This is a genomic window from Desulfosoma sp. (assembly GCF_052743555.1).
Genome location: NZ_JBRAHS010000013.1, coordinates 60,475 through 75,831, shown reverse-complemented (window position 1 = coordinate 75,831; position 15,357 = coordinate 60,475). Strand labels below are relative to the sequence as shown.

Below are 15,357 nucleotides of genomic sequence, written 5' to 3'. Positions count from 1 at the left end.
CGGTGCCGGTCGCGCTGGTCATCGTAATTCGCACTGCAACAGATCCTGGACAACGGTGTAGGGGTCCGTTTGTCGTTCCGTGACCTTGCGCACCAGATCGTCCAGATTTTGCCCCCTTTTTTCCAAGCGCCGAAGCAGTTCAGCCAAAGCCTCTTCGCGAAGGGTTTCCAAGAGTTGGGTCCTGGCCCTTTTTTGGGACACCGCCTCCCATTGACTTCGGTTGTTTTCTAAGAGGTATTGCCGGTGCCGTTCCACGGCGTCCATGAGTTCCGCGATGCCCCTTCCCTTCAAGGCTTCGGTCTCGATGATGGGCGGTTCCCAGTGCTGGTCTTCCAAACGGCGCAAACCCAGTTCGATGAGGTTTCTCAGTTCCCGAACGGTCTTGCGGGACCCTTCGCGATCCGCTTTGTTGACAACGAAAATGTTGCCGATTTCCATAATGCCGGCCTTGATGGCCTGCACTTCATCACCCATGCCGGGAATGGTCACCAGCACCGTGGTGTGCGCGCAATTGGCAATATCCACCTCGTCCTGTCCCACCCCGACAGTTTCCACCATGATGATGTCTTTGCCCATGGCGTCCAGAACGGTGATCATATCGTTGGTGGATTTGGTGAGTCCTCCGAAATGGCCGCGTGTGGCCAGGCTGCGAATGAAGACGCCGCCATCGAGAAAATGGCGCTGCATCCGAATGCGATCCCCCAAAATGGCCCCGCCGGTAAACGGGCTGGTGGGATCGATGGCCAGAATCCCCACTGTAAGACCCTCTTTGCGGTATTCCATGGCCATCTGATCCACCAATGTGCTCTTGCCGACCCCTGGGGATCCCGTAAAACCCAGAATGTAGGCCCGCCCTGTGTGGGGGTAGAGCTCTTTCAGAATATCCCGCGCAGAAGGCATCTGGTCGTCGATGTCCCGAAGAAGGCGCGCCACGGCCCGCACATCCCCTGCCAGGATTTGTTCTGCGATGCTCATGGTTCGTGCCTCTTTTCGTTAAGACACCATGGCTTTGCGGGGTTTCACATGGGTGCGGACCCATTGCACGATATCGTCCAGCTTGGCACCCGGCTCGAAAATTTCCTTAATGCCGATGGCCTTGAGCTTGGGAATGTCCTCCAGCGGGAAAATGCCGCCCCCGATGACCGTAATGTCCTCTGCGTTGTTTTCTTTCAACAGTTCCATAATGCGTGGAAAGGAATACCGGTGGGCTCCAGACAAGATGCTCAGCCCGATCAGATCCACGTCCTCCTGAATCGCGGTGCTCACAATTTGTTCCGGAGTCTGATGGCATCCGGTATAGACCACCTCAAAGCCAGCGTCGCGAAACGCTCGAGCGATCACACGCGCCCCTCGGTCATGCCCGTCCAAACCTGGTTTGGCAATCAATATGCGAAGTTTCCTTTCATCAGCCATGGAAACGCTCCCTTCTGTATCCTCGTTCTCTGGTGATCTGCGGGCACCCACGCCCCACATCGGCGTGGACGGCGCAGCCTGGACAAAAAAATCCTTAGGGCCGTTGTGCAGGCCGAAGGTTAGAAGGTTCCGGGATCAGAATAGGTGCCGAACACTTCCCGGTACAAGTCGCAGCACTCCTGCTCCGTGGCCCCGGCTCGCACCGCATCGATCAGAGCCGGCATGACGTTGTTTTCCCAACACGGAGAACCTTCACACCGGCGGCGCAACTCATCCATAGCCTTTTGCAGCTTGACCTTGTCGCGGCGTGCCTTGAATTGCCGAGTGCGCTCGATTTGAAAGTTTTCCAGTTCATCGTCGATCCGAAGCACAAATTCCAGGTCCGGTCGAGCGCTGGGGAATTTGTTGACGCCGATGATGATTTTTTTGCCCTTTTCCACCTGCTGTTGAAAGTGATAGGCGGCGTCGGCGATTTCCATCTGCGGATAGTTCTTTTCAATGGCGGCTACCATGCCGCCCAGCTCGTCGAGCTTACGGATGTAGACCATGGCTTCTTCTTCCATCTTGTCCGTCAAGGCTTCCACAAAGTAAGAACCCGCCAGAGGATCGATTACATTGGCCACACCCGTTTCATCGGCCAAAATCTGCTGCGTCCTCAAAGCAATGCGCACCGCTTCTTCACTGGGAATCGTGTACACTTCATCCAGGGAATTGGTGTGCAGGGATTGCGTGCCGCCCAGAATGGCCGCCAGGGCTTCCGTAGTGGTGCGTATGATGTTGTTGTAAGGTTCTTGGGCGGTCAGAGAGCAACCCGCCGTCTGCGTGTGGAACCGACACATCATGGAACGCGGCTTTTGCGCCTTGAAGCGATCCTTCATCAGGCGCGCCCACAGGCGTCGAGCAGCCCGCATTTTAGCGATTTCCTCGAAGAAATCGATGTGCGAATTCCAGAAAAAGGACAGCCGTCCTGCAAAGTCGTCCACCTTGAGACCGCGCTTGATGCATTCTTCCACATAGGTGATACCGTCATAGATGGTAAAAGCCAGTTCCTGCACCGCCGTGGCGCCGGCTTCTCGAATGTGATAGCCGCTGATACTGATGGTGTTCCAACGGGGCACTTCGTAAGTCCCGAATTCCACCGTATCCACCACCAACCTGAGGCTCGGCTCCGGGGGCAGCATGAGGGTTTTTTGGGCAATGAATTCCTTGAGGCAGTCGTTTTGAATGGTTCCACCCAGCTTCTTGCGATCGTAGCCCTCATTTTCCGCATTGGCGATGTACATGGCCCAGATGACCGAAGCCGGCGGATTGATGGTCATGGAAGTGGTGACCTCTTCCAAATTGATGCCGGCAAAGAGGCGCTGCATGTCGTCAATGGTATCGATGGCGACGCCGCATTTGCCACATTCGCCGCGTGCCAGAGGGGATTCAGTGTCGTAGCCCATAAGCGTGGGAAAATCAAAGGCCGTGCTGAGGCCGGTTTCACCGTGTTCGATCAGGTAATGAAAGCGTTTGTTGGTGTCTTCCGCCGTGCCCAGGCCGGCGAACATGCGCATGGTCCATAGGCGCGCTCGGTACATGCTGGGCTGAACCCCGCGTGTGAAAGGAAATTGCCCGGGAAACCCAAGGTCCTCAAAATAGTCCTTAGCTTTAATGTCCAGCGGCGTGTACAGCGCCTTCACTTCCACGTCGGAGACAGTGGAAAACCGTTCCAGCCGTTCAGGCATCTTTTGCAAGGCTCTCTCATATTCCCGCAGCCAGTCCTGGTATTCCCTCTCCATGCGATCCAATTGCGATTCCGAAAACATCTTTTGGCCCATTGTGCTGTCCCTCCTCCAACCATGAGAAACCCGCTTTACACGGCGCAGAGGCTCCATGTGCGGCCAAAGGCGGCATCGGCACAGTCCCACCTTCTTGAATGCCGCAAGAACCCTCCGTTCGAACTCGAAAACCTGGTCGATGATCCATGTCCACGCAAAGGAACAGTTTTTCAAGATGCCGTCAAGATTTGTTGATAAAAGAAGCATGCTCCGTAAGGCGTTCGCTCTCGCTCGGCCAAAACACCGATTCGGCGCTGAGGATCGAGCCGTGGGCCTTCATTGCTGTGCGTTGCAAGAATAGGCGTGCGGTGAAGACGCATGCCCCATTTATGTAGGGGTCCGGCTGGGTTTCGGAAACCTTTGGTACGTCAAGGGCATCGTCCCACCCTTGCGGACCTTAAAAGAGCAGGTTATGCATTGTCAAACAAATTTTTTTTCACTTGACCACGGCAAAAACGCTGATGTAGGAAGAAAGCGCACGGAACCAATGGCTTTCACGAACGCTGTGTTTATCCCTGTACCCGAGGCTTTTCCTGCAGCGCGTGTGCCTCCTCGAGCCAAACCCTTCCCGAACGTTGGTTCCATCAACGGCGTGCAAGGTCTTCCATTCTCGTCAAGCCGTACCCTTGGCGTGCCGCAGCTTGGGCACGGTTTCTTGGTGGAGTGCATGCGGGGCATAGCGGGCCTGCTCAAACCCTCGTTCACGGCTTCCCTTGGAAGGTACGGTTTTTCTATGGGCACATGAAGCAGGTGCAGGCGTACTGCCGGCTCCTTTGCCGGGGGTAAGGGCGGCCTCGAGCTGGGGCAAAAAAAGGAGCCGATGCGTCCAAAGGGGCTTTTCTTGTGCTTTTTTTCCAGAGCGTGGTTTTTTTTCTCAGTCCTCGAGGAAAGGAGGTGAAGCACCGACTGGTATTTGGGTTGAGGGGTTCTGGTGTCCATGGGTTCTCTTAAGGGTACTTTTAGAGGAGGTCGCAATGTTTAAGGGAATGCCGAAGATTTTTTGGATCGGTATGCTAATTCTTTATGGGTATTTTTTCGTTTTCTTCTTGCTGGAAATTACTGTACCCAAGTTTCCTTTGGCAAAATTCTTAGGGGTTCCCGCGTGCTATATCTATAACTGGATCATCGGCTTGTTGGTGATTAACCTCATTGTCGCCGCCATCTTTTACCTGGCCGAAGAAGCTCGAGAAGCTCGGCTTGCCAAGAAATAAGGAGGTCAGAATGGGTGCTAATCCAGTGGTTATTGTCGGGGCCTTAATATATTTCGCCATTATGATCGCCATTGGGTACTTTACCCGGAAGGCGGCGCTGAACGCGTCGGATTACTATGTAGCGGGTCGGAAAGTGGGCTCCTTCATCAACGGAGCGGCTTTGGCGTCCACATACTTGAGTCCGGCGAGTTTTCTCGGACTGCCGGCCTTTATCTTTCTTTTGGGCTATCCTTTCTGGTGGGCCTTGGTGGGCATTATCGGGGGCATGCCCATCGCGACTCTTTTGACGGCGGCCCCTTTACGCAAATACGCGCCCACATCCTTTACCGACTATTATGCCGATCGTTATGACACCAAATGGATGCGCCTTATCGCCGGGGTTCCGACCATCATTGCGGGGTTTGCCTATGTCACCCTGTCCATTGTGGGGACGGCCCTTTTCATGCTCGCCATTCTGAAGCTGAACTACAACGTTTCCGTTGTCATCGGGGCCTTGGTGGTCTTTGTTTACGTCTTTTACGGCGGCATGGTGGCCACCACCTGGTCGGCGGCTTTTCAAGGGGTCACGATGGCTGTGGCGGCCGTGGTGGGAGCTCTTTACACCATCGCCCATTTTGGCGGCATTAATCCCATGACGGAAGCCATCTTGAGTGTGTCGCCCAATTTCTTCAACGCGCCGTACGTAAACGAAAAACCCTCCAGTGCTCTCATGGGCATGTGGACAGGGATCGTGGGCTTTTACTTCACATGGCATTTCGGCTTTGCGGCCATGCCCTACACGGTGGTGCGCTTTTTTACCGCCCAGGACATCAAGTCGGCGCGCCGCAGTGTCTTCTGGGCCATTTTCTTTGGCGGCTCCATGTACGTGGGCTTGATTATCATCGGCTCGGCGGCCCGAGTGCTCATTGAAACGCTGCATCCCTACATGTCCGTGGAAGGGGTCAAGGACGCCATGGGCGTGCTCAAGCACATGAAAGGCGTCTACGGCGTGGGCGGAGCCGCGGTGACTGACTATTCCATGATCGCGGCCATGGAAGCCCTCAAGAGCCCCTTCCTGCTGGCGGTCATCTGCGCCGGCGGTTTGGCCATCGCCATGTCCACGGCGGCCGGCTGGATCATGGTGCTCAATGTGCTTCTGGGACGCGACCTCATCGGCAAAGTCTTTGGAAGCAAATGGCCCGAAGAAAAGCCTGTGCAGGTGACGCGGATCATGACCATCATCGTCACCATCATTTGCACTATTGTCGCTTTCAGCCCGCCAGCCTTGGTCTTGGACATTTCCGGAGCCGCCTTCATCGTGATTCTATGCTCCGTTGGGCCTCCGCTGGTGCTGGGCATCTGGTGGGATAAGGCCAACACCACGGCGGCCATCACCAACATCATTGTTATGACGGTTTTGTCCACTTTTTCGTGGATGTACGCCAATTCCAAGCTGGGAAGCGCCCACTGGTTTTTCCTGAGCAAGAAAGGCGGCCTGGTGACACCCCATCAATTTTACTGGGTATTTGTTGGGTTCATTTTCTTTATCCTTCTCAGCCTGGTGACCAAACCCAATAGCCCTGAGGTCGTCAAGAAGTACTCTTACGACCTGCGACCCGAAACCTAAAGGCGATGCCAAGGACCGAAGGGGCCACCTTTCGGTCCTTTCGGCACAAATCGGCATAAAAGGCTACATGAAGATTTTTCGAGGAAATGCATGGCTGGCGAAAAAGCAAAAGAACGGCTGGAACGTTGGGAGCGACATCGAAGACGATGGTATCTTCTGTATTTTTATGTTGGTGTCGGTATCAATTTATTGCTATATTTTACGAAGCCATATGGGTTTGATCCCAGTGGAAGCCTTTTCTGGGGATCCTTTTACGGCATAGGCATTCCCCTGTGCACCATGTTTCTTGGTGTGTCCATTCATCGCAAAATTTTGGGTATCTAAAAATTCCGTGAAAATATCCTGTTGTCTTGGTTTGTTTCTTGGCGTGCTTTTTGGCTTGCTGTTCGGCCACGAACTTACGGCTCGAGGTGATGTGACCTACGTTCACGAGGTGGAGGCCGATGATTTATTCACGGGCAGAAAGGTCCTCATGTTGACCACAAGCTATCGGGCCGATGGTATCTATATGGATCAAAAAAGGCATTACACAGGATCCTGGATGCGTCTTCTTTTCGGAGGTGTGCGCCAGGATCGTCGGACGGTGATCATTTCCTTAGCGTCCCAGGATATTCGGGAGGTCGACTGGGGGCGTGACCGGTGCCGCATTTTTGCTCTGGAGCGTTTGAAAGATTCCGCATGGATGCACAGCTTGGAGAAGGCTCGAGAAGAGCACGTTCCTCTGATGGCGGGCCGGTATGAGGTGCGGTCGCCCGAGCTGACCATTGAGGTCGAGCAGGCGTTGGAGACGGTCGGGACGTATCGATGCCGCCATGTATCGGCTCGGCTGCTTCAGGACACTTACGACAAGCTGCGCCAGGCGCACAGCCTCACGGAGGTACAGCAGGATCTTTGGGTTTCCGACGAGGTGCCGGGCATGGCCGAACGGGCTGGCGTTCAGGCTCAGTTGGCGGCGATTCTGGGCATGGAAGCGGAGCGCCTCGGGCCCTTGTCTTCTCTTTTATCCTATTGGCAGGGATCATTACAGCCCATCGCTGCGGATGTGGCCAAGGTGCATGGTTATCCCGTGAAAAGTACGGTGCACGTTACGGCGCACTATGTTCCCAAGGAAGGGGAATCCAAAAAGGTGAGTCGAGTCATCAATGAGGAAACCAGCATTTTAAAAGAGGTTCGTCCATCGTTTGAGGCCGGGTTGTTCGATGTGCCCCCTCATTTCACGACGGTTCGTGTTCCTTAAGTGAAGGTGTTGAAAGAGCAGGGAATCAAGGAAAGGGAGTCATCCATGGCACGAGAAGACTATTTCAAATGGGCGGAAAGCCTTCTTGATCCTTCCAAAACCTTTGAAAAGCCGGAAGCTCTTGCGGATATCAAAATCGTGGAGTTATGCACGCTCATTTTGGGCCCCTCCTTGCCAAGCTACCTCTCCGAGCTGGGAGCGACCGTTTTTAAGGTGGAACTGCCGGGCATGGGGGACACCATGAGGTCGCTGACACCGTTTGCCAAGTTCTTTAATGGAGCGGCCCTAGGCTGGCTCAAGGAAGCCCGCAACAAGTACCATCTGGCCATTGATGTGCGTGTTCCGGAAGGCGCGGAGCTTTTCCGGGAACTGGTCAAGCGCTCGGATGTGGTCGTGGAAAACCTTCGGGCCGGCACCATGGACAAATGGGGCATCGGTTATCGGCAGCTTCGAGAAATTAACCCGAGGATCATCTACATCGCTTTGAACGGGTTCGGGCAGTGGGGGCCGTATTTGGAGCGGCCATCCTATGATGCCATCGCCCAGTCCGAATCGGGAGAAGCCTGGATCAGCGGCTTTCCCGACAAACTGCCCATGAAGGCCGGCATTTGGTTGGCGGACTATTACGGCGGGCTGGTGGGCGCCATTGGGGTGTTGGCCGCCTTGGCCCATCGGGATCGCACAGGCCGTGGCCAATACATCGAATATTCCCAAGCCGAAAACCTCATGCGGGCGATGGACTGGACGTGGCTATACCAGCATTTCACCGGAAAGTGCCGCGAGCGGTACGGGAACCGTGATGTGAGCATTTGTCCGGCGGATATTGTCCCCAGCAAGGATGGCGAAATGGTGGCCATCGGCGCCGCGACGGACCAGCAGTTTTTAGGGCTGTGCCAAGCCATGGGCAAGCCTGATCTGGCTCAGGATTCTCGCTTTGCCACGCATCTGGAAAGGTTGAAAGAAGAAAACGCTGTGGAGCTTTTGTCGATGATCCGTGCTTGGGCGGCCAGCAAGACCTATGGCGAAATCGACCAGCTGGCCTCGCAATACGGCTTCGGCGCCCAAAAGGTGGCCAACGGCAAAGATCACTTTGAGGACGAGCATTTGCGCCGGCGCAATTTCACCTACTATGTGGACGACCCCATTTACGGTGAACTGTATGAAGAAGGAATCGCCCCGAAATTGTCGGAAACCCCGGGTCGCATCAAATGGGCTGGTAAACCCGTGGGTTTTGACAACGAATATGTTCTGAAGCGTTTTCTCGGGCTCGAGACTAAAAAGATTAAGTATCTCAAAGAAAAGAACATCATCGGCAAGTGGGTGGATGTCCCTCCCGGCCGCAAACCGCCGCAGGATTGGGATGGCAAATCCGGGGTTCTTTTGGTCTAGGCATGGATGAATCGTCGAGAGCGTATGTTAACTCTGTGAATGCAGGGAGGATATCGATGCATGTAGAAACGGAAAAAAGCTGGGGGGATTGGATTCGCGAATTGGACGATCCGGCGAAGAACCGCGAAAAGCCCGAGGCGCTGGACCATATTACCGTGTTGGATGTGAGCTACGCCAACATGGCGGGGTGTTTTTGCACATCCACCTTGGCGGAATTTGGAGCCAATGTCATTCGTTTTGAGCCGCCCGGTGGGGATCCGGCGCGGACTTACAGCCCGTGGGGTTACCTGCACAAGGGGACCGGCCTGGGGTATTTGAATGAAGGGCGCAACAAATTCCACGTGACTTTGAATCTGGAAACTGAAGAAGGACAGGAAATCTTTCGAAAACTGGCCAAGCGAGCCGATGTGGTGGTGGAAACATTTCTCCCCGGCACCATGGACGCCTGGGGTATCGGATACCGCCAGCTGAAAGAACTTAACCCTGGCCTCATCTATTGCGCCCTTTATACCTATGGTCAATTCGGGCCCAAAGCCGCCTGCGGCAAGGCGGATGTGGATGTAGTGAATCAGGCCTACTCCGGCGTCGTGTCTGTAAGCGGTGAGCCCCCGGAAGATCCTCAAAACCCGAAACCGTCGGAAGTGCCCACCAAGCAGGGCAATTGGATGGGTTGGTATGCTGGAGGCGCATGGGCGGCGGTGGCCATTCTGGCCGCTCTGCATTGGCGTGTGAGTTCGGGCAAAGGTCAATTCATCGACGTGTCTTCGGCGGAAGCCTATGGTCGGTGCATCAATTACGGCATCAACTACTATTACGGCTTTCAGGACACGATTCCTCGAGTGGGCAACTACGATGTGGGTGTGTTTCCCTACACGTATTTTAAATGCAAAGATGGTTTTGTGTTCCTGTCCGGCTTTGCTGATCCCAACTGGAAGGCGCTGTGCACCATCATCAACCGTCCGGATCTGCAGCAGCAGTTTCCGACCATTTTTGAGCGGTTGAATGTGGACAACATGAAGGTCATGTACAAGGAAATCGAAAAGTGGACCATGGCGCACACCTATGATGAGATTTTTGATGCCGTCATGGACTACAATAAAAATATCGGACAAGGCGTGGTGGTTCCCGGCCGCATCTCCTCGCCCATGGACACCATGAAGGCGGAAAACTGGTGGGTGCGCATGGCCTTGGAAACCATCGAGGACCCGCATTACGGCGAAGTGACCATTGCCAATCATGCGCATAAGATGACGGAGACACCGCCTCGCGTGAAATGGATCTGCCGGCCCGTGGGCGGGGACAACTATTATGTCTACGCCAGAATGCTCGGCTATGGCCCCAAGCGCATTGAGGAGCTGAGAGAAAAGGGCGTTGTCTGATGATGGGCCCCTTTTAACGAACAAAGAAAAAGGCCACGCTGTGGCCTTTTTCTTTAAGAAAGCCGCCACGATTGATTCCTCCGAAGGAATTTTTCCGTAAGATTAAGCCGTTTTCCTTTCTTTCCGAAGAACATTTGAGCGCGTTGGTGGGCGGTTTGGACGTGGCCATGTACGCAGCGGGTACGGTGGTGTGTGCCAAAGACGAGGTGAGCCCTTCGGTCTTTTTGGTTTTTTCAGGACTTGTGGGCCTCTACGACAGCGATGAGCTGGTGGATCTCGTCTCCAAAGGCGAAATTTTCGGTCTTCTTTCAGCTATGCACCATACCCCCTCCTATTACGAAGCGCGCGCTTTGGAAGACAGCATCTGTTACCTGATCGACGCCGAAGCTTTTGAAAAAGTCTATCGGGCTCACAGTGCCTTTGCCTCCTTTTTTACCACTTTTATCGAGCGGCGTTTTCGTTCTTTTTCGCAACTGGCTCGAGAGCAGGAATCCCTGCAGGATGGCGCCACGGCCGTTTTGGTGGAAGCCTTGGTGAGCAAGGCGCCTGTGACTTGCCGCCCTGACCAAACGGTGAAAGAAGCCGTGGGGATTATGGACACACACGGTGTCGGGTCCGTGGTGGTAGTGCAGGACGGAAAGCCCGTGGGCATCCTGACCAACCGGGACATGCGCCGCGTGCTGCTTCTGGGAAACCCAGACAGCGCGGTCAATGAGTTCATGTCCGCGCCGGTCATCACGGTGGATTGCCGATCTTCAGTGCTGGAGGCGTACACGGTGCTTTTGCGCACCGGCATCGATCATTTGGTGGTGATGGACCAGGATCGCCTCCACGGCGTGATCACCAGCAAAGACGTGCTGGCTCAGCTGGAACCCTCTTCATCCATCTTGGCCATATATCGAAAGATTCTCAAGGCCGTTGACCTGGAGGAGCTCAAAAGCGCCTTTCACGCCATCCGTGTGGCCGTTTCCGAAATGGCTTTGAAAGGCATCCACTTTTACCAACTGTCCCGAATGCTCACCACCGTCTATGACACGGTGGTGATTCGTGTCATTCAGCGGCACACGAGCCCGATGGAAGGCCAGGATTTCTTGTGGGTCCATGTGGGAAGTTCCGGCCGCAAGGAACAAATCCTCACCACGGATCAAGACAATGCCGTCCTATGCAGCGCCACAGGGCCATGTCTCGCCGCCGCCCAAGACATCACGCGCATCTTGGAAGAGCTCGGCATTCCGCGCTGCCCGGCGGATTACATGGCCTCAAACCCGCGCTGGCATTTGAGCCTGGAAGAGTGGAAGGAGCATTTTCGGCGATGGTTTTTGGAACCCATTCCCGACCATATTCGGTATTTGACGGTGTTCCTGGATATGAGAGCGGTTTATGGGAACCTGGAATGGCTTGGAGAACTCATCGACGCCATTCACAACGCCATCACCAATCAGGCGGTGCGCTTTCTCGCCTACGATGCCGCCTTGCATGAACCGCCCATCGGCATTTTCGGCATTCGACATCGAGATCGGGGTGTCGATGTGAAGCGGTACGGGATTTACCCCATTGCCAACGGCGTTCGCGTGATGATTGCGGCCAACCGCATGCTGCGCATCACAAACACGCGTGAGCGCATTGAAGCGCTGCGCGATGCCGGTGTTCTGAGTCAGGAGAGCGCCGGCGATCTCCTGGAGGCATATGCTTTTTTACAGGACCTTCGGCTGCGCCATCAGGCGTGGGCCATGAAGCACGGCAGCCCTGAAGCCAACCTTTTGATGCCGGATAAGTTGGATAAAATGGATCTTCTGGTCTTGAAAGAATCCCTTAAGGTCGTGGCCTCTTTTCAAAAAAATCTCAAGGCCCTCTACGGTGTGGACCGAGGGCTGTGATGCTCTTAAGCGAAGCGAACTTTGTGTCTGTGGACCTGGAGACCACAGGGCTGGATGTGCGCCGGGACGACATCATCGCCGTGGCTCTGGTGCCCATGGAGGGATTAAAGATCCGTGTGCGGCACGCCTACTATACCTTGGTCAAGCCCCGCACTTATCGGCTCAAGACCATGAAGTACCATGGCATCGATCGCGACGCTCTGCAGCATGCACCCGCCTTTAAAGACATTGCCCATGACCTTCTGGCTCGGTGCAATGGTTTTCTTTTGGGGCACTGCGTGCAGATGGACTATCAGTTTCTTCGGCGGACTTTTAAGGAGGTGGGCCTGTCCTTTCAGCGGCATCTGGTGGACATTGCGGAGGTGGAAAAGTGGATCGGCGGAAAAACCTCCCATCGGCCCAGCTGTGACGAATTGAGCCTGGACGCCTTAATCAGCCGCTATGGACTCAAGGAACACTACCGCCATCACGCCTTGGCGGACGCTTTTTTCGCCGCTCAGATCTTTCAGATTCAGATGACACGCCATGGCGTGCTGCACGTGGAACAACTGCTTGACCAGCTCAGGAATCAAAAAGTCTGCGACACACCGTTTTTGGTTTAGAAGCTTATCGGAAAACAGGGTTCGACGTTTCTTGTATCCCTATTGAAGATGTCCGCGCCCACGTTTTCGAAGGGACGGCCTCCCGGCTGTCCGCACACTGGCGGACACGCGGGAGCGTGTCCCTTCAAAAACAGGGGACGCTCACGTTAGGGGCAGCGTCCGGAAGTGCTCCAGACATTGAGCTTAAATCCATACCTTTGGGAGAAGCTTATTGGAATTCTTCTGAAAATGCTATCCATAGGAGCGGCGCAAGCTGCGAGCCCAGGCCGCTTCTGGTTCGGTGGCTATTCGGGTCCATGGTGTGATCGCGCCTTGCGGCGCTCCTACAGAGTGAAACGAAAGCGGCCCCGAAAAGCCATTCTGGATCATTTGTCCTTGCGGTTTGCGCTTTTGCGGACTTTTATGTCCAATGCTTTGACAAGCGTGACGAAAAGCGTTTCACACCCCTGTAAGAAAGCCTGTCGATCTCAATGGCTCGAAGCCTCTGGGCGGAAGGCGCGGTGGAACCGGATGCCGAAGGCCGGCGGCTTGAAAAAGGGTGCGTGCCGGTGGGGAAAACAGGCTTTGAGATCGCGGTGCTATGTGGTAGTGAAAAAAAATTGACGGAGCAGCGACCGACACTTGGCGTTTGAGGCCATGAGCCGAGGAAGGATGGACCAGGCATTTCAACGCAGGAGGTGCAGGATGAAAAAATGGACGATGGTTTTGGGTCTCGCCGTGGCGGTCGCGACGGCCATGGCTGTGCATGGTTGGACGGCGGACATCGAATTGGCCAAGAAGTCCACGCTGGAACAGATTCTGCAACGAGGCGAGTTGCGCGTTGGGTTTGAAGCCGGGTACATGCCTTTTGAAATGACGGACAAGAAAGGCAATTTCGTGGGCTTTGACATCGACATGGCCAAAGAGATGGCCAAGGCCATGGGGGTGAAGTTTGTTCCGGTCAATACGGCGTGGGACGGTATTATTCCGTCGCTCATTACGGGCAAGTTTGACATCATCATGAGCGGAATGACGGTCACGCAGGAACGCAACCTGAAAGTGAATTTTGCCGACCCTTACATCATTGTCGGCCAGACCATTCTTCTGCACAAAAAGCATGAAGGGACGGTCACCTCCTACAAGGACCTGAACGACCCTAAATACATTGTGACCTCCAAGCTGGGCACGACGGGTGAACAGGCCGTCAAGCGCCTGATCCCCAAATGCACTTACAAGTCCTTTGAGACGGAAACGGAAGCCGCTCTGGAAGTGGTCAACGGCAAGGCGGACGCCTTTGTCTACGACCTTCCCTTCTGTGTCGTGTTCTTGGCGCAGCAGGGGGCCGGCAAGCTGGTGTTTCTGGACCAACCCTTTACGTATGAACCCCTGGCCTGGGCCATCAACAAGGGAGACCCCGATTTTCTCAATTGGCTGAACAACTTCCTGCGCCAGGTGAAAAACGACGGCCGCTACGATCAAATCTACAACAAGTGGATCAAGAGCACGGAATGGATTCAGGATGTGGCCCAGTAGGCCGAAGATCTCTTGATTCGATGGGCAAGGGCCCAGGATAGTGGCTCATGGCACGAGTGTCGCAACACATGACTCGAGGGGCTTACGCCTTTTGGGTCATGGTTTTTTTTCTGATGGTTATCGGGGTTGTGGGGGTTCTTTACTACGCCACGCAAAAAGTGGATTAGGTGTGGCGTTGGTATCGCGTGCCCCAATATTTCTATTACAAAGAGAAGGTCGAGATTCGCTCAGAGATTCAAGGGCGCATTGAGGAGATCGCTCGCACTGGTGATACCGCCTCCCTTCGTGTGGCCGGGTCTGGGGAAACGGCCCAGTACACGGTTCCCGTGAAGGGACTGCGCGTGGATGCGGGAGATACGGTCTATCCCGGCGATGTATTGGGGGTGTTTCATCGCTGGAAAGTGGGCATTCTCATGCAAGGCCTGTGGCTGACCCTCAAGGTCAGCCTGATTTCCATCCTGCTGGGTATTCTCATCGGGCTGGTGGCCGGTCTAGCCCGTATTTCCACAAACCCCGCGCTCAAGTGGTCGGCCGTGACCTATGTGGAGATCATTCGCGGTTCTCCGCTGCTCGTGCAGATCTTTATCTGGTACTTCGTGCTGGGCACGGTGATCAACACCCTTCTGGCCAAGAACGGCCTCGAACAACTCCCGCCCATCTGGTACGGTGTGGCGTCCCTGGCCTTTTTCTGTGGAGCCTATGTGGCGGAAATCGTGCGGGCCGGCATTCAGTCCATTCACAGAGGCCAAATGGAAGCGGCCCGCTCCTTGGGCATGAGTTACCCGCAGGCCATGCGCCACGTGATTCTGCCCCAGGCTTTGCGGCGCATTTTGCCTCCTTTGGCGGGCCAGTTCATCAGCCTCATCAAGGATTCCTCGCTTCTGGGCATCATCACCATTCGGGAACTGACCAAGGCAACGCGGGAAGTGGTCACGACGAGCCTACAGCCCTTTGAACTGTGGTTCATGTGTGCTCTGCTCTATCTGGTGCTCACCTTTGGGCTGTCCATGTTTGTCCAGTATTTGGAAAGGAGGACCGCGGTTTCGTGATCACGGTGGACAACGTTTCCAAGACATTTCATGCTCCGCATGAGGTCAAGGCCCTGCAGAACGTCTCCTGCCAGGTGACCAGAGGGGAAGTGGTGGTGATCATCGGCCCTTCGGGGTCGGGAAAGAGCACCCTGCTTCGATGCCTCAACCGCTTGGAACATGCGGATACGGGACACATTTATATCGACGGCGTGGATATTCTGGACCGCAAGACCAATATCAACAAAGTGCGGGCGGAAGTGGGCATGGTTTTTCAGTCCTT

General features: G+C 54.9%; 13 protein-coding genes and 1 pseudogene. 11 read left to right on the top strand and 3 right to left on the bottom strand.

Translation table 11 applies throughout. The annotated features are described in order from the left end of the window. Nucleotides 1-18: 18 nt before the first annotated feature. From meaB to ACUVSA_RS10035, 3 genes are all read right to left on the bottom strand, one after another. The gene (gene meaB / locus ACUVSA_RS10045; RefSeq protein ID WP_445892020.1) at nt 19-975 is read right to left on the bottom strand and encodes a methylmalonyl Co-A mutase-associated GTPase MeaB; all 957 of its coding nucleotides are present in this window, start codon (nt 973-975) and stop codon (nt 19-21) included. Between the two features lie 18 nt (nt 976-993). Continuing rightward, nucleotides 994-1,413: a cobalamin B12-binding domain-containing protein gene (locus ACUVSA_RS10040; RefSeq protein WP_445894699.1), complete on the bottom strand. Its 420-nt coding sequence runs from the start codon at nt 1,411-1,413 to the stop codon at nt 994-996. Between the two features lie 119 nt (nt 1,414-1,532). Continuing rightward, nucleotides 1,533-3,221: an acyl-CoA mutase large subunit family protein gene (locus ACUVSA_RS10035; RefSeq protein WP_445894725.1), complete on the bottom strand. Its 1,689-nt coding sequence runs from the start codon at nt 3,219-3,221 to the stop codon at nt 1,533-1,535. A gap of 986 nt (nt 3,222-4,207) precedes the next feature. Between ACUVSA_RS10035 and ACUVSA_RS10030 the strand changes: the two genes are divergently transcribed. The 11 genes and pseudogenes from ACUVSA_RS10030 to ACUVSA_RS09980 all read left to right on the top strand — a co-directional run. Beyond that, nucleotides 4,208-4,444 carry a hypothetical protein gene (locus ACUVSA_RS10030; RefSeq protein WP_445892022.1) on the top strand — a complete coding sequence of 79 codons (237 nt, stop codon included), beginning with the start codon at nt 4,208-4,210 and terminating at the stop codon, nt 4,442-4,444. A 10-nt stretch (nt 4,445-4,454) separates the two neighbouring features. Beyond that, the gene (locus ACUVSA_RS10025; protein WP_445894698.1) at nt 4,455-6,050 is read left to right on the top strand and encodes a solute symporter family protein; all 1,596 of its coding nucleotides are present in this window, start codon (nt 4,455-4,457) and stop codon (nt 6,048-6,050) included. A 90-nt stretch (nt 6,051-6,140) separates the two neighbouring features. After that, on the top strand, nt 6,141-6,374 hold the full coding sequence (locus tag ACUVSA_RS10020) for a hypothetical protein (protein ID WP_445892024.1): 234 nt from the start codon (nt 6,141-6,143) through the stop codon (nt 6,372-6,374). Nucleotides 6,375-6,381: 7 nt separating this feature from the next. Further along, nucleotides 6,382-7,287, top strand: coding sequence for a hypothetical protein (locus ACUVSA_RS10015; protein WP_445894697.1), 906 nt, complete (start codon nt 6,382-6,384; stop codon nt 7,285-7,287). Nucleotides 7,288-7,332: 45 nt separating this feature from the next. Continuing rightward, nucleotides 7,333-8,676, top strand: a complete 1,344-nt coding sequence (locus tag ACUVSA_RS10010; RefSeq protein ID WP_445894696.1) for a CaiB/BaiF CoA transferase family protein — start codon at nt 7,333-7,335, stop codon at nt 8,674-8,676. 56 nt (nt 8,677-8,732) lie between these two features. Further along, on the top strand, nt 8,733-10,055 hold the full coding sequence (locus tag ACUVSA_RS10005; protein ID WP_445894695.1) for a CaiB/BaiF CoA transferase family protein: 1,323 nt from the start codon (nt 8,733-8,735) through the stop codon (nt 10,053-10,055). A 134-nt stretch (nt 10,056-10,189) separates the two neighbouring features. Continuing rightward, complete coding sequence (locus ACUVSA_RS10000) at nt 10,190-11,932, top strand: putative nucleotidyltransferase substrate binding domain-containing protein (protein WP_445894694.1); 1,743 nt, start codon at nt 10,190-10,192, stop codon at nt 11,930-11,932. Then, nucleotides 11,932-12,534, top strand: coding sequence for a 3'-5' exonuclease (locus tag ACUVSA_RS09995; RefSeq protein WP_445892468.1), 603 nt, complete (start codon nt 11,932-11,934; stop codon nt 12,532-12,534). The genes ACUVSA_RS10000 and ACUVSA_RS09995 overlap by 1 nt, the downstream gene beginning before the upstream one ends. Before the next feature lie 699 nt (nt 12,535-13,233). After that, entirely contained in the window at nt 13,234-14,046 is an 813-nt protein-coding gene (locus ACUVSA_RS09990; protein WP_445894724.1) for a transporter substrate-binding domain-containing protein, read from the top strand. Nucleotides 14,047-14,093: 47 nt separating this feature from the next. After that, nucleotides 14,094-15,095 (top strand): annotated as a pseudogene (locus ACUVSA_RS09985) (amino acid ABC transporter permease). Then, nucleotides 15,092-15,357 (top strand): ATP-binding cassette domain-containing protein (locus ACUVSA_RS09980; RefSeq protein ID WP_445894693.1); only part of this gene is annotated, 266 nt, incomplete at its 3' end. The pseudogene ACUVSA_RS09985 and the gene ACUVSA_RS09980, both read left to right, overlap by 4 nt.